The organism is Pseudomonas sp. X10 (assembly GCF_054889225.1).
In genome coordinates, this window is sequence record NZ_CM142677.1 from 4,525,368 (window position 1) to 4,551,393 (window position 26,026).

Genomic DNA, 26,026 nt, shown 5'->3' on the forward strand with positions numbered 1-26,026 from the left:
TCGGGGCCTCTACAGCAATAAAAAAATTCCTTCGTAAAAATTTGCGAAAGCTGTAAAAGCGGCTAGCTTCAAGGTTCGCAGGCTAGCAGAGCGAACGCTTTGGGAAACATGGAGGTGCCAGCGCAAAAGGCCTGCGGCAATGCCGTCGGCACACTCCAGGAGCCGCATGCGGGGTGTTTTTCTACTCCTCATGTTGTCATGAACTGATCTACATCAGCGAATGACCCCGGCGTCGGATTTATTCTGTCGTCAACTTTCTCCTGGTATGGAGTTATTCAATGTCAGATTCTCCCGGAAAACTAAAACTGGGTGCACTTGTTGCACTTGTCGTCGGTTCAATGATTGGGGGCGGGATCTTCTCACTTCCCCAGAACATGGCAGCCAGCGCCGGTGTCGGCGCCGTGCTGATCGGCTGGGCCATCACCGCGGTGGGTATGCTCACCCTCGCCTTCGTATTCCAGACCCTGGCCAACCGCAAACCTGACCTGGACGGCGGCGTGTACGCCTACGCCAAGGCCGGTTTCGGCGACTACATGGGCTTTTCTTCGGCTTGGGGCTACTGGATCAGCGCCTGGCTGGGCAACGTCGGCTATTTCGTCCTGCTGTTCAGCACCCTGGGCTACTTCTTCCCGATCTTCGGTGAAGGCAATACGCTGGCAGCCATCATCGGCGCCTCGGTCCTGCTCTGGGCCGTGCACTTCCTGGTGCTGCGCGGAATCAAGGAAGCAGCCTTCATCAACTTGGTAACCACCATCGCCAAGGTGGTGCCGCTGGCGCTGTTCGTCCTGATCTGCCTGTTCGCCTTCAAGCTCGACGTGTTCACCGCCGACATCTGGGCGCTGGGCACGCCGGAGCTGGGCAGCGTGATGAACCAGGTGCGCAACATGATGCTCGTCACCGTCTGGGTGTTCATCGGTATCGAGGGTGCGAGCATCTTCTCCTCGCGGGCGGAAAAACGCTCCGACGTGGGCAAGGCCACGGTCATCGGCTTCATCACCGTGCTGCTGTTCCTGGTGCTGGTCAACGTGCTGTCGCTGGGCGTCATGACCCAGCCGGAACTGGCAGGGCTGCAGAACCCCTCGATGGCCGCCGTGCTGGAACACGTGGTGGGTCACTGGGGCGCGGTGCTGATCAGCGTCGGTCTGATCATCTCCCTGCTGGGTGCCCTGCTGTCATGGGTCCTGCTGTGCGCCGAAATCATGTTCGCCGCGGCCAAGGACCATACCATGCCGGAGTTCCTGCGCCGCGAGAACGCCAACCATGTGCCGGCCAACGCCCTGTGGCTGACCAACGCCATGGTGCAGGTCTTCCTGGTCATCACTCTGTTCTCCAACAGCACCTACCTCTCGCTGATCTACCTCGCCACCTCGATGATCCTGGTGCCCTACCTGTGGTCGGCGGCCTATGCGGTGCTGCTGGCGGTGCGTAGCGAAACCTACGAACAGGCCCTGGCCGAACGGCGCAAGGACCTGATCATTGGCGGCATCGCCCTGATCTACGCGATCTGGCTGCTGTATGCCGGTGGCGTGAAGTACCTGCTGCTCTCGGCCCTGCTCTATGCCCCTGGCGCCATCCTGTTCGCCAAGGCCAAGCGCGAGGTGGGCCAACCGATCTTTACCCATGTGGAAAAGCTGATCTTCGCCGCCGTGGTCGCTGGCGCCCTGCTGGCCGCCTACGGCTTGTACGACGGCTTCCTGACCCTTTGATCCCCGTATTCACGAAATTGGAGGAATGCATCATGTCCACGGAAAAAGCTAAATACGGCGTCCACTCCGAAGCCGGCAAGCTGCGCAAAGTGATGGTCTGCTCCCCCGGCCTGGCCCACCAGCGCCTGACCCCCAGCAACTGCGACGAACTGCTGTTCGATGACGTCATCTGGGTCAACCAGGCCAAGCGCGACCACTTCGACTTCGTCACCAAGATGCGCGAGCGCGGCATCGAAGTGCTGGAAATGCACAACCTGCTGACCGAAACCGTCCAGAACCCCGAAGCACTGAAGTGGATCCTCGACCGCAAGATCACCCCTGACACCGTCGGCGTCGGCCTGACCAACGAAGTGCGCAGCTGGCTCGAAGGTCTGGAAGCCCGTCATCTGGCTGAATTTCTGATCGGTGGCGTGGCCGGCCAGGATCTGCCCGAGAGCGAAGGCGCCAGCGTGATCAAGATGTACAACGATTACCTGGGCCATTCCAGCTTCATCCTGCCGCCATTGCCCAATACCCAATTCACCCGCGACACCACCTGCTGGATCTACGGTGGCGTTACGCTCAACCCGATGTACTGGCCGGCGCGACGCCAGGAAACCCTGTTGACCAGCGCCATCTACAAGTACCACCCACAGTTCACTGAAGCGCAGTTCGAGATCTGGTATGGCGACCCCGACCAGGACCACGGCCAGGCCACCCTCGAAGGCGGCGACGTCATGCCGATCGGCAATGGGGTGGTGTTGATCGGCATGGGCGAGCGCACTTCGCGCCAGGCCATCGGCCAACTGGCCCAGTCCCTGTTCGCCAAAGGCGCGGTGGAGAAAGTGGTCGTCGCCGGCCTGCCGAAATCCCGCGCGGCCATGCACCTGGACACCGTATTCAGCTTCTGCGACCGCGACCTGGTCACGGTCTTCCCGGAAGTGGTCCAGGAGATCGTGCCGTTCATCATCCGTCCGGACGAAAGCAAGCCCTATGGCATGGACGTGCGCCGTGAGGACAAATCCTTCATCGAGGTGGTCGCCGAAGTGCTTGGCCTCAAAGAACTGCGCGTGGTGGAAACCGGTGGCAACAGCTTCGCCGCCGAACGTGAGCAATGGGATGACGGCAACAACGTGGTGGCGTTGGAACCCGGCGTGGTCATCGGCTACGACCGCAATACCTACACCAACACCCTGCTGCGCAAGGCCGGGGTCGAGGTCATCACTATCAGTGCCGGTGAATTGGGCCGGGGCCGTGGCGGCGGCCACTGCATGACCTGCCCGATCGTCCGCGACCCGATCGATTACTAGACGACCATCACCCCGGCCGCGCTTACCAGGCGCGGCCGGGCCGATCACCGAATCCAAGGAGAATCATCATGGCGTTCAACATCCACAACCGTAACCTGCTTAGCCTGGAACACCACACCACCCGCGAGCTGCGTTACCTGCTGGACCTCTCCCGCGACCTCAAGCGGGCCAAGTACACCGGCACCGAACAGCAACACCTCAAGGGCAACAACATCGCCCTGATCTTCGAGAAGACCTCCACCCGTACCCGCTGCGCCTTCGAAGTCGCCGCCTATGACCAGGGCGCCAACGTCACCTACATCGACCCCAACTCCTCCCAGATCGGCCACAAGGAAAGCATGAAGGACACCGCCCGCGTGCTCGGGCGCATGTACGACGCCATCGAGTACCGTGGCTTCAAGCAAGAGATCGTCGAAGAGCTGGCCAAGTTCGCCGGTGTGCCGGTGTTCAACGGCCTGACCGACGAGTACCACCCGACCCAGATGATCGCCGACGTGCTGACTATGCGCGAGCACAGCGACAAGCCCTTGCACGACATCAGCTACGCCTACCTGGGCGACGCCCGCAACAATATGGGCAACTCGCTGCTCCTGATCGGCGCCAAGCTCGGCATGGACGTGCGCATCGCCGCGCCCAAGGCCCTGTGGCCCCATGACGACCTGGTCGAGCGCTGCCAGAAATACGCCGAGGAAAGCGGCGCGCGCATCACCCTCACCGAAGATCCGAAAGCCGCGGTCAAGGGCGTGGACTTCGTCCACACCGACGTCTGGGTATCCATGGGCGAGCCGGTCGAAGCCTGGGGCGAACGCATCAAGCAACTGCTGCCCTACCAGGTGAATACCGAGCTGATGAAGTCCACCGGCAACCCGCGGACCAAGTTCATGCATTGCCTGCCGGCTTTCCACAACTCAGAGACCAAGGTCGGCAAGCAGATCGCCGAACAGTACCCGCACCTGGCCAATGGCATCGAGGTCACCGACGACGTGTTCGAGTCGCCGGCCTGCATTGCCTTCGAACAGGCGGAGAACCGCATGCACACCATCAAGGCGATCCTGGTGTCGACCCTGGCTGACCTCTGACAGCCAGCCCGACACTAACCCTGTAGGAGCGGGCTTGCCCGCGATGGATTCCTCCGACACAGCGAGGTACCTGCATCGCGGGCCAGACCGCTCCTACAGCCTTCGCCCCTCCCCTCTTCGCTAGAAGGAACCCCACCATGCGTATCGTTGTTGCATTGGGCGGCAACGCCCTGTTACGCCGCGGCGAGCCGATGACGGCTGACAACCAGCGCGCCAATATCCGGATCGCCACCGAGCAGATCGCCAAAATCCACCCCGGCAACGAACTGGTCATCGCCCACGGCAATGGCCCCCAGGTCGGCCTGCTGTCGTTGCAGGCGCAGTCCTACAAGCCGGACGAAGCCTACCCGCTGGATGTCCTCGGGGCAGAAACCGAAGGCATGATCGGCTACATGATCGAACAGGAACTGGGCAACCTGCTGGACTTCGAAGTACCTTTCGCCACCTTGCTGACCCAGGTCGAAGTGGATGCCAGTGACCCGGCCTTCAAGGACCCGAGCAAATTCATCGGCCCTGTCTATAGCCAGGAGGAAGCCGAACACCTGGCCAAGGAAAAGGGCTGGGTCGTCAAACCCGATGGCGACAAGTTCCGCCGCGTGGTGGCTAGCCCGAAACCCAAGCGCATCTTCGAGATCCGTCCGATCACCTGGCTGCTGGAGAAAGGCAGCGTGGTGATCTGCGCAGGGGGCGGCGGCATCCCCACCATGTACGACCCAGAGAAGAAACGGACGCTGCAAGGCATCGAGGCCGTGATCGACAAGGACCTCTGCTCGGCGCTATTGGCCGAACAGCTCGAAGCCGACCTGCTGGTGATCGCCACAGACGTCAACGCCGCCTACATCGACTATGGCAAGCCCACCCAGAAAGCCATCGCGCAGGCACACCCGGACGAACTGGAGAAGCTCGGCTTCGCTGCCGGTTCCATGGGGCCGAAGGTTCAGGCCGCTTGTGATTTTGCCCGCAACACCGGCAAGGTAGCGGTGATCGGCTCGCTAGCCGACATCGAGGAGATCGTCAAGGGCACCGCAGGTACCCGTGTCAGCACCTCGGCGCCTGGTATCAGCTACCGTTGAATACGCTAGGCGGGCTTTCAGGCCCGCCCGTTTCAACCTTCCGGAGGATTCCACCATGGCCCAGTTCGAACCCGGCCACCTGCATATCGAGCGCCATGCGCTGACCAAGGACGACCATAGCTACAACCTGCACATCGACTACGAAGTCGCCCAGGACCCCAAGGAAGGGCGAGGCATGCAGTTCCGCTTGCATGGCTCCGTCGAAGACAAGAGCCTGGACGAGACCTTCTTCCTGCCCAAGGACCAGGCCTTCGACTTCGCCCGCCATGCCACCCGCATTGCCCAGAAATATGGCATGCCCAAGACCGCAAGCATCGGCTCGATGCACAAGTACTACGACGAAATGTTCGAAGACGTACGCAAGCAGCTCGATGTGAAATCGGGGGACCCGGTCAAGCCGGAGCACCTGGAGTGAAGGCAGCGGCAAGCCGCAAGCGACAAGTAAGGCAGTCCGTGGCGCTGCTGCTTTTTTCTTGCAGCTTGTCGCTTGAAGCTTGAAGCTATCGCGTCTTCGTTCCGACACTGCCTTCTCTCATGCGTATCCACGTCAGCTTCATCGACCGCGTCGGCATCACCCAGGAAGTCCTGGCCCTGCTCGGTGCCCGCAACCTCAACCTGGACGCCGTGGAGATGGTGCCGCCGAACGTCTATATCGACGCCCCGACCCTGAGCCCCGCCGTGCTTGAGGAGTTGCACGACGCGTTGTTCGATGTCCATGGCGTGCAATCGGTGGAGGTGGTCGACATCCTTCCCGGACAGCGCCGCCACCTGCAACTCGATGCCCTGCTCGCGGCCATGAGCGACCCGGTGCTGGCAGTGGACAGCGCTGGCATCGTACTGCTGGCCAACCCGGCGCTGATCGCGCTGTGCGGGCGAGAGTCGGCGGGGCGCTCGGTCGGTGACCTGTTCGGTGACCCCGGCCTGCTCCAGGCTCTGCTGGACAACGGCTTTCACCTGCCGATGCGGGAGATGCAGCTCAACGGCCAGAGCCTGTTGCTCGATGCCACGCCGATCACCAATGCCGGTGGCCTGCTGACCCTGTATCCGCCGAACCGCATGGGCGAACGCCTCTCGGCATTGCACCATGACCACGCCGAAGGCTTCGACGCCCTGCTCGGCGAGTCGCCAGCGATCCGAACCCTCAAGGCCAGGGCCTTGCGCGTCGCCACACTGGACGCGCCCCTGCTGATCAACGGCGAGACCGGCACCGGCAAGGAGCTGGTGGCCCGCGCCTGCCATGCCATCAGCAGCCGTCATGCCGCGCCGTTCCTGGCCCTGAACTGTGCCGCCCTGCCGGAAAACCTCGCTGAGAGCGAACTGTTCGGCTACGCTCCCGGCGCCTTCACCGGCGCCCAGCGCGGCGGCAAGCCTGGGCTGATGGAGCTGGCCAACCAGGGCACGGTGTTCCTCGACGAGATTGGCGAGATGTCGCCCTACCTGCAGGCCAAGTTGCTGCGCTTTCTCAACGATGGCAGCTTCCGTCGGGTGGGTGGCGACCGTGAGGTGAAGGTCGATGTACGGATCCTCAGCGCCACCCATCGCGATCTGGAAAAAATGGTCGCCGAAGGCACCTTCCGCGAAGACCTGTTCTACCGCCTCAATGTCCTCAACCTGCAGGTGCCGCCGCTGCGCGAACGCGGCCAGGACATCCTCCTGCTGGCGCACTACTTCATGCAGCAGGCCTGCACCCAGATCCAACGCCCGCTCTGCCGCCTGGCACCCGCCACCCACCCGGCGCTGCTGGACAACCCCTGGCCAGGCAATGTGCGCCAGTTGCAGAACGTGATCTTCCGCGCCGCCGCCATCTGCGAAAGTAACCTGGTCGATATCGGTGATCTGGACATTGCCGGCACCTCGGTGGCCGGTGGGCACGACACCGAAGTGGCCAGCCTGGAACAAGCCGTGGAGGCCTTCGAGCGCGACCTGCTGCAGCGCCTGTACCTCAGCTACCCTTCCACCCGGCAGTTGGCCGGCCGCCTGCAGACGTCGCATACGGCTATCGCCCACCGCCTGCGCAAGTACGGCATCCCCGGAAAACCTTGATCCGCTAAATATTCGTATCGAAATCGATACACCGTAACGAATTCACTACAGAGCCGTACTGGCACCGCTACGCAAGGGTTTGATCCATCACGTCTTTTTTTACAGCGTGTAGGCGTAGCGATTTCGTTACACAGCTTTTTCGACAAAAATAATAACCGACTGATTTTAAAAGAAATTTTTCATGTGGCCGCAATATTGCTAGGGAACACCAACCTAGAGCACGGCGCATTTCACCGTGCCCCCTGCGTCGTTTCCTGCGTTCCCTGAGGAGTTTCCATGAGCGAGTTGCGTTTTACCGAAGATCACGAATGGCTGCGCGCCGAAGCCGACGGCAGTGTCACCGTGGGCATCACGGCCTTTGCCCAGAATGCCCTAGGCGATGTGGTCTATGTGCAACTGCCGGAACTGCAGCACTACGACCAAGGCGCTGAAGCCTCCACCGTCGAATCGGTGAAAGCCGCCAGCGGCGTGTACATGCCGCTCGCTGGCACCGTGGTAGCGGTCAACGAACAACTCGACGGTAATCCCGAGCTGGTCAATGAAGACCCTCTGGGCGAAGGCTGGTTCTTCCGCTTCACTCCCGCTGACGCCAGCGCCGTGGCCAGCCTGCTCGACCAGGATGCCTACGACCGCCTGATCAAAGCCAACGCTGACGCCTGAGGAACTGCCATGACCATCAACCTCGGCACTGCCAACGAATTCATTGCCCGTCACATCGGCCCACGCGCCGCCGACGAGCAAGCCATGCTAGCCGCCCTCGGCTTCGATTCCCTCGAAGCCATGAGCGCCGCGGTCATCCCCGACAGCATCAAGGGCACCAGCGTTCTGGAGCTGGGCGACGGCCAAAGCGAAGCCGACGCCCTCGCCTCGCTCAAGGCCATCGCTGGCCAGAACCAACTGTTCAAGAGCTACATCGGCCAGGGCTACTACAACTGCCACACTCCCGCGCCGATTCTGCGCAACCTGCTGGAAAACCCGGCCTGGTACACCGCCTACACCCCCTACCAACCGGAAATCTCCCAAGGCCGCCTGGAAGCGCTGCTGAACTTCCAGACCCTGATCAGCGACCTGACCGGCCTGCCGATCGCCAACGCTTCCTTGCTCGACGAGGCCACTGCCGCTGCCGAGGCCATGACCTTCTGCAAGCGCTTGAGCAAGAACAAAGGCAGCCATGCCTTCTTCGCCTCCGTCCACTGCCACCCACAGACCCTCGACGTGCTGCGCACCCGCGCCGAGCCGTTGGGCATCGAGGTGGTGGTCGGCGACGAGCGCGAGCTGACCGACACCAGCGCCTTCTTCGGCGCCCTGCTGCAATATCCGGCCAGCAACGGTGAAGTGTTCGACTACCGCGCGCTGGTGGAACGCTTCCACGCCAGCAACGCCCTGGTCGCGGTCGCTGCCGACCTGCTGGCCCTGACCTTGCTCACCCCGCCCGGCGAGTTCGAGGCTGACGTGGCCATCGGCAGCGCCCAGCGCTTCGGCGTACCGCTGGGCTTTGGCGGCCCACACGCGGCCTACTTCGCCACCCGCGATGCCTTCAAGCGCGACATGCCCGGCCGTCTGGTCGGAGTGTCGATCGACCGTTTCGGCAAGACCGCCCTGCGCCTGGCCATGCAGACCCGCGAGCAGCACATCCGCCGCGAGAAGGCCACCAGCAACATCTGCACCGCCCAGGTGCTGCTGGCCAATATCGCCAGCATGTACGCCGTTTACCATGGCCCGGCTGGCCTCAAGGCCATCGCCGAGCGTACCCATGCCCTGACCGCGATCCTCGCCGCCGGCCTCAAGGCCCTGGGCGTTGCTGTGGTGACCGAGGCGTACTTCGACACCCTCACCCTGGCCACCGGCAACGCCACCGCCAGCCTGCACGAGAAGGCCCGCGCCCAGCGCCTGAACCTGCGTCAGGTCGATGCCGGCCACCTCGGCCTGTCGCTGGACGAAACCACCACTCAAGCCGATGTCGAGGCGCTCTGGCAGTTGTTCGCCGAGGGCCAGACCCTGCCTGACTTCGCCGCCCTGGCCGCCAGTGCCCAGCCCCATCTGCCAACTGCGCTACTGCGCCAGTCGGCCATCCTCGAACACCCAGTGTTCAACCGCTACCACAGCGAAACAGAGCTGATGCGCTACCTGCGCCGTCTGGCCGACAAGGACCTGGCCCTGGACCGCACCATGATCCCGCTGGGCTCGTGCACCATGAAGCTCAACGCCGCCAGCGAGATGATCCCGGTGACCTGGGCCGAATTCGGCAACCTGCACCCCTTCGCCCCGGCCGATCAGAGCCAGGGCTACCAGCAACTGACCCGCGAACTGGAAGCTATGCTCTGCGCCGCCACCGGCTATGACGCCGTGTCGCTGCAACCCAATGCCGGCTCCCAGGGCGAATACGCCGGCCTGCTGGCGATCCGCGCCTATCACCAGAGCCGTGGCGAAAGCCGCCGCAACATCTGCCTGATCCCGTCCTCGGCCCACGGCACCAACCCGGCGACCGCGCACATGGCAGGCATGCGCGTGGTGGTCACCGCTTGTGACGCCCGTGGTAACGTCGACATCGACGACCTGCGCGCCAAGGCCACCGAGCACCGTGAGAACCTTGCCGCCCTGATGATCACCTACCCGTCGACCCACGGCGTGTTCGAGGAAGCCATCGGCGAGATCTGCGCGATCATCCACGACAACGGTGGCCAGGTGTACATCGATGGCGCCAACATGAACGCCATGGTCGGCCTCTGCGCTCCGGGCAAGTTCGGTGGCGACGTCTCGCACCTGAACCTGCACAAGACCTTCTGCATTCCCCATGGCGGCGGCGGCCCGGGCGTCGGCCCGATCGGCGTCAAGTCGCACCTGGCGCCCTTCCTGCCAGGCCACGCGCAACTGGAGAACAACCAAGGCGCGGTATGCGCCGCGCCGTTCGGCAGCGCCAGCATCCTGCCGATCACCTGGATGTACATCCGCATGATGGGTGGTGCCGGCCTCAAGCGTGCCTCGCAGATGGCCATCCTCAACGCCAACTACATCGCCCGCCGCCTGGAAGAGCACTATCCTGTCCTGTACAGCGGCAGCAATGGCCTGGTGGCGCACGAGTGCATCCTCGACCTGCGTCCGCTCAAGGACAGCAGCGGCATCAGCGTCGATGACGTGGCCAAGCGCCTGATCGACTTCGGCTTCCACGCCCCGACCATGTCCTTCCCGGTGGCCGGCACATTAATGATCGAACCGACCGAAAGCGAGTCTAAAGAGGAGCTGGACCGCTTCTGTGACGCCATGATCCGCATCCGCGAAGAGATCCGCGCAGTGGAGAACGGCAGCCTGGACAAGGACGACAACCCGTTGAAGAACGCCCCGCACACCGCCGCGGAGCTGGCAGGCGAATGGCCGCATGGCTACAGTCGCGAACAAGCGGTGTATCCGCTGCCGAGCCTGGTGGAAGGCAAGTACTGGCCACCGGTCGGCCGGGTCGACAACGTGTTCGGCGACCGCAACCTGGTCTGCGCCTGCCCGTCGATCGAGAGCTACCAGGACGCCTGACACCGGCGTTTTCGTGTGGCGCCTTGGCAAAGTCGCCACGACTCTTGTAGGAGCGGCAGTTCGGCGCTCCTACAAGTCCAGCGCCAGCCCCTGCATTACGGACAGGCCCTGCCACCCGGAGGTACGACCATGTCACTGAGCGTCTTCGACCTGTTCAAGATCGGCATCGGCCCCTCCAGCTCCCACACTGTCGGGCCAATGCGCGCCGCTGCACGCTTCGCCGAAGGACTGCGCCGCGACGGCCTGCTGGCCAGCACGGTCAGCGTCAAGGCCGAGCTGTACGGCTCGCTCGGCGCGACCGGCAAGGGCCACGGCAGCGACAAGGCTGTGCTGCTCGGTTTCGAGGGTGAACACCCAGACACCGTCGATACCGAATCGATCCCCGCCCGCCTGCAGGCGATCCGCGACAGCGGCCGCCTCAAGCTGCTCGGCGAACACGAGATCGCGTTCAATGAAAAGCAGCACCTGGCGATGATCCGCAAACCCCTGGCCTTCCATCCCAACGGCATGATCTTCCGTGCCTTCGACAGCGCCGGCCTGCAAGTCCGCAGCCGCGAGTACTACTCGGTAGGTGGCGGCTTCGTGGTCGATGAAGCCGCCGCAGGGCAGGACCGCATCGTTGAAGACAGCACGCTCCTGCCCTATCCGTTCAAGACCGCCAAGGAGCTGCTCGCCCATTGCACCGCGCAGCAGTTGTCGTTCAGCCAGGTGATGCTGGCCAACGAAGCCGCCTGGCGCCCGGAAAGCGAGACCCGCGCCGGCCTGCTGCGCATCTGGCAGGTGATGCAGGACTGTGTCGACGCTGGCTGCCACCATGAAGGCATCCTGCCCGGTGGACTCAAGGTCAAGCGGCGTGCCGCAGGGCTGTACCGGCAACTGTGCCAGCACCCGGAAGCGAGCCTGCGTGATGCCCTGACAGTACTCGACTGGGTCAACCTCTACGCCTTGGCGGTGAACGAGGAAAACGCCTTCGGAGGACGCGTGGTCACGGCGCCGACCAACGGTGCGGCGGGCATTGTCCCGGCGGTATTGCACTACTACATGCGCTTCATCCCCGGTGCTAACGAGGACGGGGTGGTGCGCTTCCTGCTCACCGCTGCGGCGATCGGCATCCTCTACAAGGAGAACGCCTCGATCTCCGGCGCCGAGGTTGGCTGCCAGGGCGAGGTAGGCGTGGCCTGCTCGATGGCCGCTGGCGCACTCTGCGAGGTCATGGGCGGCACGCCGCAGCAAGTCGAGAACGCCGCCGAAATCGGTATGGAGCACAACCTGGGCCTGACCTGCGACCCCATCGGCGGGCTGGTCCAAGTGCCTTGCATCGAGCGCAACGCCATGGGCTCGGTCAAGGCCATCAATGCGGTGCGCATGGCCCTGCGTGGCGATGGGCAACACTACGTCTCGCTGGACAAGGTCATCCGCACCATGCGCCAAACCGGCGCCGACATGAAAAGCAAGTACAAGGAGACCGCTCGCGGCGGTCTGGCCGTCAACATCATCGAATGTTGACCCTCTACAACCCAAGGAGCCACCGATGTCCGAAACACTGCACAAGACCCCGCTGCATGCCCTGCACCTTGAACTGGGCGCGCGTATGGTGCCGTTCGCCGGCTATGACATGCCGGTCCAGTATCCGCTGGGGGTCATGAAAGAACACCTGCATACCCGCGAGCAGGCCGGACTGTTCGATGTCTCGCACATGGGCCAGATCCGCCTGAGCGGCGCCCAAGCCGCCAAGGCCCTGGAAACCCTGGTGCCGGTGGACATCATCGACCTGCCGGTAGGCATGCAGCGCTATGCCATGTTCACCAACGAACAGGGCGGCATCCTCGACGACCTGATGGTCGCCAACCTGGGCAACGATGAACTCTTCCTGGTGGTCAACGCCGCGTGCAAGGAGCAGGACCTGGCCCATCTGCGCCAGCACATCGGCAGCCAATGCGAGGTTCAGCCGCTGTTCGAGGAGCGCGCCCTGCTGGCCCTGCAAGGACCGGCGGCAGTGGAGGTGCTCAAGCGCCTGGCGCCAGAGGTTGCCGACATGACCTTCATGCAGTTCAAAGCCGTCACACTGCTGGGTGAAGACTGCTATGTCAGCCGCTCGGGCTACACCGGTGAAGACGGCTTCGAGATCTCCGTACCGGCTGCCAGCGCCGAGGCCCTGGCGCGCCGCCTGCTGGCCGAACCGGAAGTAGCTGCGATCGGCTTGGGCGCGCGCGACTCCCTGCGCCTGGAAGCCGGCCTGTGCCTGTACGGCCACGACATGAACACCCAAACCACTCCGGCGCAAGCCAGCCTGCTCTGGGCCATTTCCAAACCCCGCCGCGCCGATGGCGTGCGCGCTGGCGGATTCCCCGGCGCCGAAGTGATTTTTGCCCAGCAACGGGAGGGTGTGGCGCGCAAACGTGTCGGCCTGCTACCCCAGGAGCGGACACCGGTACGCGAAGATGCCGAGATCGTCGATGAAGCGGGCACGGTGGTCGGCAAAGTCTGCAGCGGTGGCTTTGGTCCGACGCTCGCCGGGCCGGTGGCGATGGGGTATGTCGACAGCGAACATGCCGCCCTGGATACCCCTCTCTGGGCATTGGTCCGTGGCAAGCGCGTTGCACTAAAAGTGAGCAAGATGCCGTTTGTTGCACAGCGCTACTACCGCGGTTGATGCACACGGATGGAGCAGGTCCGGCATATTCGATTTCGAACCTGTTCCATAACTTTCGAACATGGCGCAAAGGCAGGCGCCATGCCGTGTCCGGCGATTTTCCCGGTGGCCGGAAAAAGGTCGAAATCCAGCTGTATGCAGGGCTTGTTTTTGTCGTCGAAGTTAGCGTAGAGTCACTGAACTGTGTTTGCATGGGTCGCTACGGTTCGTGACCTGGGCAGTAGCGCTGAGATTTGCTACAACCCGTTTGACGTCTCTTACTTTCCTGCAACCCAGCCCAGTACTCTTCCAGCACATCCAACTGGAAGAAACTGTCATCAAAATTCAAGTTTCAAAGGAAATAAGACAATGGCTGAGCGTCAATCCGGTACCGTCAAATGGTTCAATGACGAAAAAGGTTTTGGTTTCATCACTCCTGAGAGCGGTCCGGATCTGTTCGTGCACTTCCGCGCTATCCAGGGCAGCGGCTTCAAGAGCCTGAAAGAAGGCCAGAAAGTGACTTTCGTCGCCGTTCAAGGCCAGAAAGGCATGCAAGCCGACGAAGTTATCGCGGAAGGCTGATTTCCGATAAAAAGCCCCTGCTGGCAACAGCAGGGGCTTTTTTGTGCCCGCGATTCCGTAGAATGGGCTTTTCTCTCGCAAGGAACCTCATTGCATGCCCAAGCACGTGCTCACCCCTCAGGGAGACTTCCCGGCAGTCGGCCTGGGCCGACGCCTGGCCGCCATGTTTTATGACTTCCTGCTGTGCACTGCGCTGCTGATCGTCACCGCCGGCATCTACAAGCTCATCCAGATGGCCATTATCGGCGAAGCGCGCATGCGCGAACTCACCGAAGCAGGCGCCCTGGATGGTGATCCCCTGCTCTCCACCGTATTGCTGTTCGCCCTGTTCGCCTTCTTCGCCAAATTCTGGACCCATGGTGGCCAGACCCTGGGCATGCAAGTCTGGGGCGTGCGGGTACAGAACGCCGATGGCACCGCCATCAGCCTGTGGCAAGCGCTGCTGCGCTTCGTCGTATCGATTGCGTCCTGGCTGTGCCTGGGCCTGGGCTTTCTCTGGTCGCTGTATGACAAGCGCAAGCGCAGTTGGCACGACATTTACTCGGAGACCCAACTGGTGCGGATCCCCAAGCAGAAGAAGTAAGTGCTCACAAAAAGCCGACCCTGAGGTCGGCTTTTTCACATCATGTCGGCCATCAACCCGCGCGGCGCAACAGCCATAGCCCCGCCAGGGCACAGATCCCTGCCGGGATCACTACCGCCAGCAATGGCGGGAAGCCGAACACCTGGCTCGAAGGCCCGAGCAGGTCCTGGGCGATGCGGAACACGAAGCCCACCAACACACCGGTGAATACACGCTGGCCGAGGGTCACCGAGCGCAGCGGACCGAAGATGAAGGAAATCGCCATCAGCACCAGCGCCGCCGTGACGGCCGGCTGCAGAACCTTGGTCCAGAACGCCAGCCAGTAGCGGGCGTTGTTCAAGCCCTGTTCGGAGAGATAGTGGATGTAGTCCCACAGCCCAGTGATCGACAAAGATTCCGGCGCAAGGATGACGGTATTGAGCAACTGTGGGGTCACCGAAACGTCCCAGCGCTCTTCCGGTGCCGTGATCACTTCGGTGTGGTCGCCACGGAAATGCGTGGTGCTGACATCGCTGAGCAGCCAGTGATCTTCCTGGTACTGCGCCCGGCGGGCAAAGCTGGAAGAGACCATATGCCGCTCGTCATCGAAACGGTAGCGAGTCACGCCAAGCAGCAGGCCGTTGGGCTGCACCGAGTTGATGTGCACGAACTCTTCGCCCTGGCGGTGCCACATGCCGCGTTTGGAACTCTGCGCTTCACCGCCGCCCTGGGCCAGGGAACGCTCGGCCTGGGCCTTGTTCTCGGTCACTGGAGCCAGGTATTCGCCGATCAGCAAGCCAACGACCATCAGCACCAGCATCGGCTTCATCACCGCCCAGACGATGCGGCCGATGGAGACACCGGCGGCGCGCATAATGGTCAGCTCGCTGCTGCTGGCCAGGCTACCCAGGCCGATCAGGCAGCCGATCAGAGCAGCCATCGGCAGCATGTCGTAGAGGCGCCGTGGCGCGGTCAGCAGGACGAAGTTGCCAGCGTCCATGAGGGTATAGGTGTCGCTGATGTCGCCCATCTCGTCGATGAAAGCGAACAACGAGGCCAGCCCGAGGATGATCCCCAGCACAGCGAGGATCGCCAGCAATACGCTCTTGCCGATATAGCGGTCCAGCTTAACCATGGGTCACCTCCCCACGGCGCGCCGCCAGCTTGAGGCGCAGCGGCTCCCAGTACAGCAGGAGCAGGCCAATCGCCAGGAACAGCCCATGCACCCACCACATGCCCAGGGCGATCGGTAACTTGCCCTTTTCCAGGGCGCCGCGTACGGAAATCAGCATTGTCAGGTAAGCCATGTACAGGAGGATGGCCGGCAGCAGCTTGAGAAAGCGGCCCTGGCGCGGGTTGACCCGGGACAGCGGCACCGCCATCAGGGTCACGACGAACACCAGCAACGGCAAGGACAGGCGCCATTGCAGCTCCGCGCGCTCGCGCAGGTTGTCACTGCCAAACAGCTGCGAGGTCGGGATGGCTTCGCGCTCCGTCACTTCGTCACTGACCTCAGGCTTGGGCAGCAGTACGCCATAGGTGTCGTACTTGATCGCGCGGTAGTCGGCCTGGCCGGGGTTGCCGTCATAGCGGTAGCCGTTCTCCAGGATCAAGTAGCGGTTGCCATCGGCCTGGACTTCTTGGTGGCCCTTCTCTGCGACCAGCACCGAAGGGCCGCGGTCCTTGGTCTTGTCCTGGTTGAAACGCTTCTCGGAGATGAACACGCCAGCCAGGTTGACGCGGTCGTCCGACAGTTCCTCGGTGTAGGTCACACGGGTGCCATCGCGCAAAGTCTGGAAGCGGCCCGGCACCAAGGTGTCGAATTCGGTCAGGGCGTCCTGCTGATTGATGATCTGCGCCACCCGGTCCACGCCTTGGGGCGCCAAGCTCAGGCTCAGCCAGGCCACCAGCAGGGCGACCAACGCCGCGGGTGCCAGGGTCATGGCCAACAGGCGCTGCTGGCTCATACCAGTAGCCGAGAGCACGGTCATCTCGCTCTCGAGGTAGAGCCGGCCATAGGCCAGCAGGATTCCGAGGAACAGGCCAAGTGGCAGGATCAACTGCAGGAAACCCGGCAGTCGATAGCCCATGATCAGGAACAGTACGCTCGGGTCGAGCGCGCCCTGGGCAGCCTGGGCCAGGTACTTGATGAAACGCCCGCTCATGATGATGACCAACAGCACGGCGCTGACGGCGCTCAAGGTCACCAGGACCTCGCGGGACAGATAACGGAAGACGATCAAACCAGACACTCCTGGGTTGTCAGGCTCGGACAGCCAAACAAAGGATACAGACAGCCAAGACCATTGCCGGTTCGCCAAGGGCGAACCTCCATGTAAAGTGCGCGCATTATCCTGTGATTGACCGCGCCTGTCACTTGGCGCCGCACCCAGCCGCATGTCGGGGTTGTCAGCATGGTCGCGGCGGCCTCAAACTGGCAGCTTTTCCACTGGTACGCGTCCACGCGGCCAGGCCGCTTCGAGCGCCTGCACAGACAGCGCGAACTGACAGATCATTCGGGGAACCTGACATGGAACTGGTTGTAAAAAGCGTAGCTGCAGCATCCTTGAAAACCGCCACTCTGGTATTGGCCATTGGCGAGGGCCGTAAGCTCGGCAACACTGCCAAGGCCGTCGACCAGGCCAGCAGCGGCGCCCTGAGCGCCTTGCTCAAGCGCGGCGACCTGGCCGGCAAGGTCGGCCAGACCCTGCTGATCCACACCCTGCCGGGCCTGAAGGCCGAGCGCGTGCTGCTGGTCGGCAGCGGCAAGGACGAGACCTTGGGCGACCGCAGCTGGCGCAAGCTGGTCAACAGCGTCGCCAGCGTACTGAAAAACCTCGGCGGCAACGACGCGGTGCTGGCGCTCGACGATATCGCGGTGAGCGGTCGTGACGCCCACTACGGCAAGTTCCGCCTGCTAGCTGAAACCCTGCTCGATGGCGAGTACGTGTTCGACCGCTTCAAGAGCCAGAAGGCCGAGCCACGCACCCTGAAGAAGGTCACCCTGCTCACCGACAAAGCCGGCCAAGCCGAGGTCGAGCGCGCCGTCAAGCATGCCAGCGCCATCGCCGCCGGCATGGGCTTCACCCGCGACCTGGGCAACCTGCCGCCGAACCTCTGCCACCCGAGCTTCCTCGCCGAGCAAGCCAAGAGCCTGGGCAAGGAATACAAGAGCCTCAAGGTCGAGGTGCTCGACGAGAAGAAGATCAAGGACCTGGGTATGGGCGCGTTCCATGCTGTCGGCCAGGGCAGCGACCAGCCGCCACGCCTGATCGTGCTCAACTACCAGGGCGGCAAGAAGAGCGACAAGCCGTTCGTTCTGGTCGGCAAGGGCATCACCTTCGACACCGGTGGCATCAGCCTCAAGCCGGGCGCAGGCATGGACGAGATGAAGTTCGACATGTGCGGCGCCGCCAGCGTCTTCGGCACCCTGCGCGCGGTCCTGGAACTGCAGTTGCCGATCAACCTGGTGTGCCTGCTGGCCTGCGCCGAGAACATGCCCAGCGGCGGCGCCACCCGTCCGGGCGACATCGTCACCACCATGAGCGGGCAGACCGTGGAGATCCTCAACACCGACGCCGAAGGCCGCCTGGTGCTGTGCGACACCCTGACCTACGCCGAACGCTTCAAGCCGCAGGCGGTGATCGACATCGCCACCCTGACCGGCGCCTGCATCGTTGCCTTGGGCAGCCACACGTCAGGCCTGATGGGCAACAATGACGAACTGGTCGACCAGTTGCTCGACGCCGGCAAGCGCGCCGACGACCGCGCCTGGCAGCTGCCTCTGTTCGACGAATACCAGGAGCAGTTGGACAGCCCGTTCGCCGACATCGCCAATATCGGCGGCCCGAAGGCCGGCACCATCACTGCCGGCTGCTTCCTGTCGCGCTTCGCCAAAGCCTACAACTGGGCGCATCTGGACATCGCCGGCACCGCCTGGATCAGCGGAGGCAAGGACAAGGGCGCCACTGGCCGCCCCGTACCGCTGTTGACCCAGTACCTGCTGGACCGCGCCAGCGCCTGATGCCACAGTGCCGGCGGTGCCCCTGCGCCGCCGGCCGGCAGACCTGACCATGAGCAAAGTCGACTTCTACATCCTGCCCACCGATTCCCTGTCGGCGCGCCTGGATTTTGCCTGCAAGCTGTGCGAAAAAGCCTGGCGCCTGGGCCATCGGGTCTACCTGCATTGCCAGGATGCCGAACAGCGTGCCACGCTGAACGAGCGCCTGTGGGGCTTCAAGGGCGAAGCCTTCGTACCCCATGACCCAGCGGAAGACCATCCCGATGCTACGGTCGCCCTGGGCATCGGCAGCGATGCCGGCGAACACCATGACCTGCTGATCAACCTGGGCGCGACAGTGCCAGGCTTCGTCGCCCAGTTCGAACGGGTTGCCGAAATCGTCGTGGAGGAACCCGGCATACGCCAATCCGCCCGCGAGCGATTCCGTTTCTATCGTGAACAGGGCTATGCTCTGCAAGACCACCGCTTACAGCGACTTTAACGACGATGGACAAGCCCACTCCCCTGCCCCAATCCGCGCATCTGCTCGACGACCTCGAGTCAATCCGCCAACTGCTGGGCGATGCCGACCTGCAACCGCCCTTGCTGACCGATACGGTCGAGCAGATTCCCCTGCTGCTCGACGAGCCAGCCGGGAACGCGCCGGCCACAGCCGAGCCACAGCCACAAGACGACCCACAGGCCCGTCGCCAGGACACCCTGTTGCACCTGGACAGCGAACTGCGCACGGCCGCGCAACTGATCATGCAAGACGTGATCAACGACTTCACCCCGCACATCGAGAACGAGATCAAGCGCCGCCTCGATGCACGCCTGGAGCGCTTGCTCAAGCAATCCTCCGAGTGACCTCTCCAGGCATCGCACGACCTCTGTAGGAGCGGCGTTTCGGCGCTCCTACAGTCGCTTGCGGCTTGCGGCTCCGTTATACTTCTCGGCTTTCCTGAATAAATGCCAAAGGGTCCCGCCGCGCATGGATAAGACCTACCAGCCGCACGCTATCGAAACTTCCTGGTACAACACCTGGGAGTCGGAGAACTATTTCGCCCCGCAAGGTGCAGGCGACTCCTACACCATCATGATCCCGCCGCCGAACGTCACCGGCAGCCTGCACATGGGCCACGGCTTCAACAACGCGATCATGGACGCCCTGATCCGCTTCCGCCGCATGCAAGGCCGCAACACCCTGTGGCAGCCAGGCACCGACCATGCCGGTATCGCGACCCAGATGCTGGTCGAGCGCCAACTCGAAGCCAAGGGCCAGAACCGTCATGACCTGGGCCGCGAGAAGTTCCTGGAGAAGGTCTGGGAGTGGAAGGAGCAGTCCGGTGGCAACATCAGCCGGCAGATTCGCCGCCTGGGCTCGTCGGTGGACTGGAGCCGCGAGCGCTTCACCATGGACGACGGCCTGTCCGAGGCAGTCAAGGAAGCTTTCGTTCGCCTGCACGAAGACGGCTTGATCTACCGTGGCAAACGCCTGGTCAACTGGGACACCAAGCTGCACACGGCAATCTCCGACCTGGAAGTGGAAAACCACGACGAGAAAGGCCACCTGTGGAACCTGCGCTACCCTCTGGCCGATGGCGCCAAGACGGCCGATGGCAAGGACCACCTGGTGGTCGCCACCACCCGTCCGGAAACCCTGCTCGGTGATGCCGCCGTCGCGGTCAACCCGAACGACGAGCGCTACCAGGCCCTGATCGGCAAATTCGTCGAGTTACCGCTGGTCGGTCGCCGCATCCCGATCGTCGCCGACGACTACTGCGACCCCGAGTTCGGCACCGGTTGCGTGAAGATCACCCCGGCCCACGACTTCAACGACTACGAAGTCGGTAAGCGCCACAACCTGCCGCTGCTCAACATCTTCGACAAGAACGCACTGGTGCTGGCCAGCGCCCAGGCGTTCAACCTCGACGGCAGCGTCAACGATCAAATCGACACCACCCTGCCCGCGCAGTACGCAGGCCTGGACCGCTTCGTCGCGCGCAAGCAGATCGTCGCCGACCTGGACGCCGCCGGGCTGCTGGTCAGCATCGATGACCATGCGCTGAAAGTACCGAAGGGCGACCGCTCCGGCACCGTCATCGAACCCTGGCTGACCGACCAGTGGTATGTCTCCACCAAGCCGCTGGCCGAGCCTGCCATCGCCGCCGTCGAAGACGGCCGCATCCAATTCGTGCCCAAGCAGTACGAGAACATGTACTTCTCCTGGATGCGTGACATCCAGGACTGGTGCATCAGCCGCCAGCTGTGGTGGGGCCACCGCATCCCGGCCTGGTACGACGAGGCCGGCCAGGTCTATGTCGGCCGCAGCGAAGAGGAAGTCCGCGCCAAGCACAACCTGGGTGCCGACATGGTCCTGCGCCAGGACGACGACGTGCTCGACACCTGGTTCAGCTCCGGCCTGTGGACCTTCTCTACTCTGGGCTGGCCGCAGCAGACCGAGCTCCTCAAGACCTTCCACTCCACCGACGTGCTGGTCACCGGCTTCGACATCATCTTCTTCTGGGTCGCCCGGATGATCATGCTGACCATGCACCTGGTGAAGAACGAGGACGGCACCCCGCAGGTACCGTTCAAGACCGTCTACGTCCACGGTCTGGTGCGCGATGGCCAGGGCCAGAAGATGTCCAAGTCCAAGGGCAACGTCCTCGACCCACTGGACATCGTCGACGGCATCACCCTCGACGCCCTGCTGGAAAAACGCACCAGCGGCATGATGCAGCCCAAGCTCGCCGAGAAGATCGCCAAGCAGACCAAGGCCGAGTTCCCGGAAGGCATCGCCAGCTACGGCACCGACGCCCTGCGCTTCACCTTCTGCTCGCTGGCCTCCACCGGCCGCGACATCAAGTTCGACATGGGCCGTGTCGAAGGCTACCGCAACTTCTGCAACAAGATCTGGAACGCCGCCCGCTACGTGCTGGACAAGGGCGAGGACTGCGGCCAGAACGGCGAAGCCTACGAACTGTCGCTGGCTGACCGCTGGATCATCTCGCAGTTGCAGCGTACCGAGGCCGAAGTCACCCGCCAGTTGGAGCAGTTCCGCTTCGACCTGGCTGCCCAGGCCCTCTACGAGTTCATCTGGAACCAGTATTGCGACTGGTACCTGGAGCTGTCCAAGCCTGTGCTGTGGGACGAAAACGCCCCGGTCGAGCGCGCCCGTGGCACCCGCCGCACCCTGGTACGGGTACTGGAAGTGGCCCTGCGCCTGGCCCACCCGTTCATGCCGTTCATCACCGAAGAAATCTGGCAGCGCCTGGCGCCACTGGCCGGCATCCAAGGCAAGACCATCATGTTGCAACCTTGGCCGGTGGCCAACGAGAGCCGCATCGACACCGCCGCCGAAGGCGATATCGAATGGCTGCAGCAGTTGATGGTTGGCCTGCGCAACATCCGTGCAGAAATGAACATCGGCCCAGGCAAGCCGCTGCCGCTGTTCCTGAAGAACGCCAGCGCCGATGACCAGCGCCGCCTGCAAGAAAACGAAGCGCTGCTTAAAAAGTTGGCGAAGATCGAGTCCTTCACTGTACTTGCCGAACAGGACGAAGCGCCGCTGAGCGCCACCGCGCTGGTCGGCGACCTGCAGGTGCTGGTGCCAATGGCCGGTTTGATCGACAAGGATGCCGAGCTGGCCCGCCTGAACAAGGAAATCCAGCGTCTGCAAGGCGAAGTGCAACGGGTCGGCGGCAAGCTGTCCAACGCTGCCTTCGTCGACAAGGCTCCGCCTGCGGTGATCGAGAAGGAACGCGCCAAGCTGGCCGAAGCCGAACAGGCCCTGACCAACTTCACCGAGCAGCACGCGCGGATCGCTGCGCTGTAACCCGACATCGCTGAAATGGAGGCCGAGGGCAACGCCGACGTGCGCGCCCCCGGTCGATCCCGACACAAGGCCGCCCCCACAAGGGATTTGCGTCGACCAGAAATTCTGGCTAACGACGCAGTCCCTATGGAAGCGGCCTTGTGCCGCGATAGGGCCGCACAGCGGTCCCAACCAGCTCACGGCGCTTTACCGGAGTCTGCCATGACCCAAAACAAACCCACCCTGCACCCGCGCAACCGCCACCAGGGCCGTTACGACTTCCCCAGCCTGATCAAGAGCAGCCCGGAGTTGGGCCGCTTCATGATCACCAACCCTCACGGCAAACCCAGTATCGATTTCGCCAACCCCGAGGCGGTGCGCGTATTCAACCGTGCCTTGCTCAAGGCTCAGTACGGCATCCAGCACTGGGACATTCCAGCCGACTACCTCTGTCCGCCGATTCCCGGCCGCGCCGACTATATGCATGTGCTGGCGGACCTGCTGGCCGAAGAGAACGCTGGCGAGATTCCCCGAGGCGCCCAGGTACGTGCCCTGGACGTCGGCGTCGGCGCTAACTGTATCTACCCGTTGCTGGGACACAGCGACTACCGCTGGCGCTTCCTGGGCTCGGACATCGACCCGGTGGCCCTGGCCTCGGCCAAGGCGATCATCCAAGCCAACGGCCTGGGCAAGGTCATCAGCCTGCGCCAACAAGAAAACCGCAAGCACATCCTTTTGGGCTTGCTCAAGGACGGCGAACTGTTCGACCTGACCCTGTGCAATCCCCCCTTCCACTCCTCCCGCGAAGAGGCAACCCGGGGCAGCCAACGCAAGTGGCGTGCACTAGGCAAGGCCGACCCCAAGCGCAAGCTGCCGGTGCTGAATTTTGGTGGGCAGAACAATGAACTCTGGTGCGAAGGTGGCGAGATTCGCTTCGTCACCCAACTGATCGGAGAGAGCGCCCAGCTTGCCCATCAGGTGTTGTGGTTCACCAGCCTGGTGTCCAAGGTCAACAACCTGCCCGGTATCGAAGCGGCCCTGAAGAAGGCCGGGGTACAAGCACAGCGCGTGGTAGAGATGGGCCAAGGCCAGAAACAGAGCCGTATGGTCGCCTGGAGCTTCCACGACAGCGCCGCACGCCAGACGTGGCACCTCCGCCGCCTGGGCAAATCCCAGGCATGAAAAAACCGCGTCCGGGCAAGCCGGGCGCGGTTTCAGCAAAGCTTCAACAATTACTTGTTGACTGCGTCGTTCAGGACCTTGGCAGGCACGAACTTAACGACTTTCTTGGCAGCGATTTCGATGGCAGCGCCAGTCGAAGGGTTGCGGCCAGTACGGGCAGGACGCTCGGTGACTTTCAGCTTGCCGATGCCTGGCAGGGTGATTTCAGCGCCGTTTTCCAGTTGGTCGGCGACGATCTGGCCCAGTTGCTCCAGGGCGTTGCGCGCGGTGGTCTTCGGTGCATCGATAGCTTCGGCGATATCGGCAATCAGTTGGTCTTTGGTCAATGCCATGGTGGTGTTCCTTCCCTATCAAATTCAGTAGATAAGCAGCGTGCTACGTCGGTCATCGGGCCGGCCTGCAAAAATCCGACGGGCCTCGTCAATCGCGTATGTAGATACGAAAATCGGCGTTTGGTTCGACCCGACGCGAGCGATCTGCCAGCAATGCGCCACACAGAGGCACAAGACCGGGCAAAACTACCACAGGAATGGATAAATATCCGCTTCCCACAACGCTTTTGTGCAGGTTTTTCGGGGGTTAAACACAAAAAACGCAGAAAACTGAACAAAAAAAGAACAACCGCCATTTCCGCCAACATCTGACCACTGCATCATCCCCGCCCTGGGGTAAACTGGGCGACTTTGCAGCGCGGCCCAGCACCGCCCTTTTTCAGCCGAGAATCCCATGCCGATCCGTCATTGCATCGTTCACCTGATCGACAAGAAACCCGATGGCAGCCCTGCCGTGCTCCATGCCCGCGACTCCGAACTGAATGAGTCGGATGCCATCGAAAACCTCCTGGCCGACCTCAACGACAGTTACAACGCCAAACAGGGCAAGGCCTGGGGTTTCTTCCACGCCGAGTCCGGCGCCCATCCCTTCAGCGGCTGGCTAAAGCAGTACCTGGAGGAAGAAAAGGACTTCACCGCGTTCAGCCGCGTCGCGGTCGAGCACCTGCAGAAGTTGATGGAAGAGTCCAATCTTTCCACCGGTGGCCACGTGCTGTTCGCCCATTACCAGCAAGGCATGACCGAGTACCTGGCCATCGCCCTGCTGCACCACAGCGAAGGCGTGGCGGTGAACGCCGAGCTCGATGTCACCCCTTCGCGCCATCTGGACCTTGGCCAACTGCACCTGGCTGCGCGCATCAACCTGTCCGAGTGGAAGAACAACCAGAACTCGAAACAGTACATTTCATTCATCAAAGGCAAGAATGGCAAGAAGGTCTCGGATTACTTCCGCGACTTCATCGGCTGTCAGGAAGGCGTCGACGGCCCAGGCGAAACCCGGACTCTGCTAAAGGCCTTCAGCGACTTCGTGGAAAGCGAAGACCTGCCCGAAGAAGCCGCACGCGAGAAGACCCAGACCCTGGTCGAGTACGCCACCAGCCAGACCAAGGCAGGCGAGCCGGTCACCTTGGAAGAGCTGTCTGGCCTGATCGACGAAGAGCGCCCGCGGGCCTTCTACGACCATATCCGCAACAAGGACTACGGCCTGTCGCCGGAAATCCCCGCCGACAAGCGCACCCTCAACCAGTTCCGCCGCTTCACCGGGCGCGCCGAAGGTCTGTCGATCAGCTTCGAGGCCCACTTGCTGGGGTCCAAGGTGGAGTATGACGAAGAAGCCGGCACCCTGATCATCAAGGGTCTGCCGACCCAGTTGATTGATCAGCTCAAACGCCGCAAGGACTGATCCCCTGCCAGGAGGCCACCAGCGCCTCCTTCGCCGCCTTGCGCAGCTTCTTCACCAAACGTTCCTGGCGCAGCGCCTCGGCCTTGTCCGGCCACTGCTCGACATACACCAATGCCTGCGCCGGACTGGTCTTGAAGTAACGTGCTCCGCGACCCTTCTGATGCGCCAGGAACCGCCGCTGCGGATCGTCGCTGATACCGCAGTACAGCGAGCCGTTAGCGGCGCGCACCAAGTAGACATACCAGGGTTTATCGGGGCTGGGAGTAGGTGTTTCGCTCACGGGCAGCTTCAGCACGGCAAAAGAAGGCGACAGCTTACCGCCTCAGCGGCCCGCCTGAAATGTACGCAGCCCCTTAAGTGCCTGCTGGCGCACCTTGCTCCGTACGATCGGCGACCACCCCAGCAGCAGCCCCGGCATGCCCAAAGCCTGACGAGACCAGCGCCACAGGTCGAAACTGTCGTGGTGTTCGCAGACAAGCCCGTCTCGGATCACGAAGCGGGCCTGGATATCATTGACCACGGTGCGTCCAGTCTGGCTGAACAGGTAGGTCGCCACCCAGTGCGCGCCACCGCTTTGCTCGTCGGCGCGGACGTTGTCGAAGGTCAGGGAGAAGCTCTTCGCCCGCGTCGCCAGCATGCGCCACATGTCACCCACATCCTTACCGCGTAAAGTGCCGAAGGCCGGGTCGCTGAACACGATGTCGTCGCTATAGCAGGCCACCATGGCCTCGGCGTCCAGGCGCTGGAACGCCTGGTAGAAGCGGGTGATCAAGGCGTGGTTGGTATCACTCATAGGCTGTTC

Annotated in this window: 23 protein-coding genes; 18 read left to right on the forward strand and 5 right to left on the reverse strand. The window is 62.8% G+C overall.

Annotated features, from left to right (window positions below; all coding sequences use genetic code 11):
- Positions 1–278: 278 nt before the first annotated feature.
- From arcD to ACYU03_RS20675, 12 genes are all read left to right on the forward strand, one after another.
- Positions 279–1,706 carry an arginine-ornithine antiporter gene (arcD, locus tag ACYU03_RS20620; protein ID WP_461886475.1) on the forward strand — a complete coding sequence of 476 codons (1,428 nt, stop codon included), beginning with the start codon at positions 279–281 and terminating at the stop codon, positions 1,704–1,706.
- A gap of 32 nt (positions 1,707–1,738) precedes the next feature.
- On the forward strand, positions 1,739–2,995 hold the full coding sequence (gene arcA / locus ACYU03_RS20625) for an arginine deiminase (RefSeq protein ID WP_461886476.1): 1,257 nt from the start codon (positions 1,739–1,741) through the stop codon (positions 2,993–2,995).
- 68 nt (positions 2,996–3,063) lie between these two features.
- Complete coding sequence (locus tag ACYU03_RS20630; RefSeq protein ID WP_461886477.1) at positions 3,064–4,074, forward strand: ornithine carbamoyltransferase; 1,011 nt, start codon at positions 3,064–3,066, stop codon at positions 4,072–4,074.
- Positions 4,075–4,211: 137 nt separating this feature from the next.
- Complete coding sequence (gene arcC, locus ACYU03_RS20635) at positions 4,212–5,147, forward strand: carbamate kinase (RefSeq protein ID WP_461886478.1); 936 nt, start codon at positions 4,212–4,214, stop codon at positions 5,145–5,147.
- Positions 5,148–5,202: 55 nt separating this feature from the next.
- Positions 5,203–5,562, forward strand: coding sequence for a DUF5064 family protein (locus ACYU03_RS20640; protein WP_461886479.1), 360 nt, complete (start codon positions 5,203–5,205; stop codon positions 5,560–5,562).
- Between the two features lie 119 nt (positions 5,563–5,681).
- Entirely contained in the window at positions 5,682–7,190 is a 1,509-nt protein-coding gene (locus tag ACYU03_RS20645; protein WP_461886481.1) for a sigma-54-dependent transcriptional regulator, read from the forward strand.
- A gap of 276 nt (positions 7,191–7,466) precedes the next feature.
- Positions 7,467–7,850, forward strand: coding sequence for a glycine cleavage system protein GcvH (gene gcvH, locus ACYU03_RS20650; protein ID WP_461886483.1), 384 nt, complete (start codon positions 7,467–7,469; stop codon positions 7,848–7,850).
- A gap of 9 nt (positions 7,851–7,859) precedes the next feature.
- Entirely contained in the window at positions 7,860–10,715 is a 2,856-nt protein-coding gene (gene gcvP, locus ACYU03_RS20655) for an aminomethyl-transferring glycine dehydrogenase (protein WP_461886485.1), read from the forward strand.
- A 129-nt stretch (positions 10,716–10,844) separates the two neighbouring features.
- On the forward strand, positions 10,845–12,221 hold the full coding sequence (locus ACYU03_RS20660; RefSeq protein ID WP_461886487.1) for an L-serine ammonia-lyase: 1,377 nt from the start codon (positions 10,845–10,847) through the stop codon (positions 12,219–12,221).
- Positions 12,222–12,246: 25 nt separating this feature from the next.
- The gene (gcvT, locus tag ACYU03_RS20665; protein ID WP_461886488.1) at positions 12,247–13,368 is read left to right on the forward strand and encodes a glycine cleavage system aminomethyltransferase GcvT; all 1,122 of its coding nucleotides are present in this window, start codon (positions 12,247–12,249) and stop codon (positions 13,366–13,368) included.
- Positions 13,369–13,716: 348 nt separating this feature from the next.
- Positions 13,717–13,929, forward strand: coding sequence for a cold-shock protein (locus ACYU03_RS20670; protein ID WP_461886489.1), 213 nt, complete (start codon positions 13,717–13,719; stop codon positions 13,927–13,929).
- A 94-nt stretch (positions 13,930–14,023) separates the two neighbouring features.
- Positions 14,024–14,512 (forward strand): RDD family protein, encoded by a 489-nt coding sequence (locus ACYU03_RS20675; RefSeq protein WP_461886490.1) that lies wholly within the window; start codon positions 14,024–14,026, stop codon positions 14,510–14,512.
- A gap of 52 nt (positions 14,513–14,564) precedes the next feature.
- Here ACYU03_RS20675 and lptG read toward each other — a convergent pair whose 3' ends face one another.
- The gene (lptG, locus tag ACYU03_RS20680) at positions 14,565–15,626 is read right to left on the reverse strand and encodes an LPS export ABC transporter permease LptG (protein WP_461886491.1); all 1,062 of its coding nucleotides are present in this window, start codon (positions 15,624–15,626) and stop codon (positions 14,565–14,567) included.
- Positions 15,619–16,734, reverse strand: a complete 1,116-nt coding sequence (lptF, locus tag ACYU03_RS20685; RefSeq protein WP_461886492.1) for an LPS export ABC transporter permease LptF — start codon at positions 16,732–16,734, stop codon at positions 15,619–15,621. Before lptF ends, lptG begins: the two co-directional genes overlap by 8 nt.
- A 287-nt stretch (positions 16,735–17,021) precedes the next feature.
- On the opposite strand from lptF, the gene ACYU03_RS20690 reads away from it, so the two are divergent.
- From ACYU03_RS20690 to rlmF, 5 genes are all read left to right on the forward strand, one after another.
- Positions 17,022–18,515, forward strand: a complete 1,494-nt coding sequence (locus ACYU03_RS20690; protein WP_461886493.1) for a leucyl aminopeptidase — start codon at positions 17,022–17,024, stop codon at positions 18,513–18,515.
- Positions 18,516–18,564: 49 nt separating this feature from the next.
- Positions 18,565–18,993, forward strand: a complete 429-nt coding sequence (locus ACYU03_RS20695) for a DNA polymerase III subunit chi (RefSeq protein WP_461886494.1) — start codon at positions 18,565–18,567, stop codon at positions 18,991–18,993.
- Positions 18,994–18,998: 5 nt separating this feature from the next.
- A complete protein-coding gene (locus ACYU03_RS20700) occupies positions 18,999–19,358 on the forward strand; it encodes a DNA polymerase III subunit chi (protein WP_461886495.1) in 360 nt (119 codons plus the stop codon).
- A gap of 124 nt (positions 19,359–19,482) precedes the next feature.
- Positions 19,483–22,329, forward strand: a complete 2,847-nt coding sequence (locus ACYU03_RS20705) for a valine--tRNA ligase (RefSeq protein WP_461886496.1) — start codon at positions 19,483–19,485, stop codon at positions 22,327–22,329.
- A gap of 201 nt (positions 22,330–22,530) precedes the next feature.
- Complete coding sequence (gene rlmF / locus ACYU03_RS20710) at positions 22,531–23,490, forward strand: 23S rRNA (adenine(1618)-N(6))-methyltransferase RlmF (RefSeq protein ID WP_461886497.1); 960 nt, start codon at positions 22,531–22,533, stop codon at positions 23,488–23,490.
- Positions 23,491–23,540: 50 nt separating this feature from the next.
- Here rlmF and ACYU03_RS20715 read toward each other — a convergent pair whose 3' ends face one another.
- The gene (locus ACYU03_RS20715) at positions 23,541–23,822 is read right to left on the reverse strand and encodes an HU family DNA-binding protein (protein WP_461886498.1); all 282 of its coding nucleotides are present in this window, start codon (positions 23,820–23,822) and stop codon (positions 23,541–23,543) included.
- Positions 23,823–24,216: 394 nt separating this feature from the next.
- Between ACYU03_RS20715 and yejK the strand changes: the two genes are divergently transcribed.
- Positions 24,217–25,224, forward strand: a complete 1,008-nt coding sequence (yejK, locus tag ACYU03_RS20720; protein WP_461886499.1) for a nucleoid-associated protein YejK — start codon at positions 24,217–24,219, stop codon at positions 25,222–25,224.
- On the opposite strand, the gene ACYU03_RS20725 is transcribed toward yejK, so the two are convergent.
- Together ACYU03_RS20725 and ACYU03_RS20730 are read right to left on the reverse strand one after the other, a co-directional pair.
- Complete coding sequence (locus ACYU03_RS20725; protein WP_461886500.1) at positions 25,205–25,504, reverse strand: GIY-YIG nuclease family protein; 300 nt, start codon at positions 25,502–25,504, stop codon at positions 25,205–25,207. The genes yejK and ACYU03_RS20725 overlap by 20 nt on opposite strands.
- A gap of 42 nt (positions 25,505–25,546) precedes the next feature.
- Positions 25,547–26,017 carry a nuclear transport factor 2 family protein gene (locus tag ACYU03_RS20730; protein WP_461886501.1) on the reverse strand — a complete coding sequence of 157 codons (471 nt, stop codon included), beginning with the start codon at positions 26,015–26,017 and terminating at the stop codon, positions 25,547–25,549.
- Positions 26,018–26,026 lie beyond the last annotated feature (9 nt).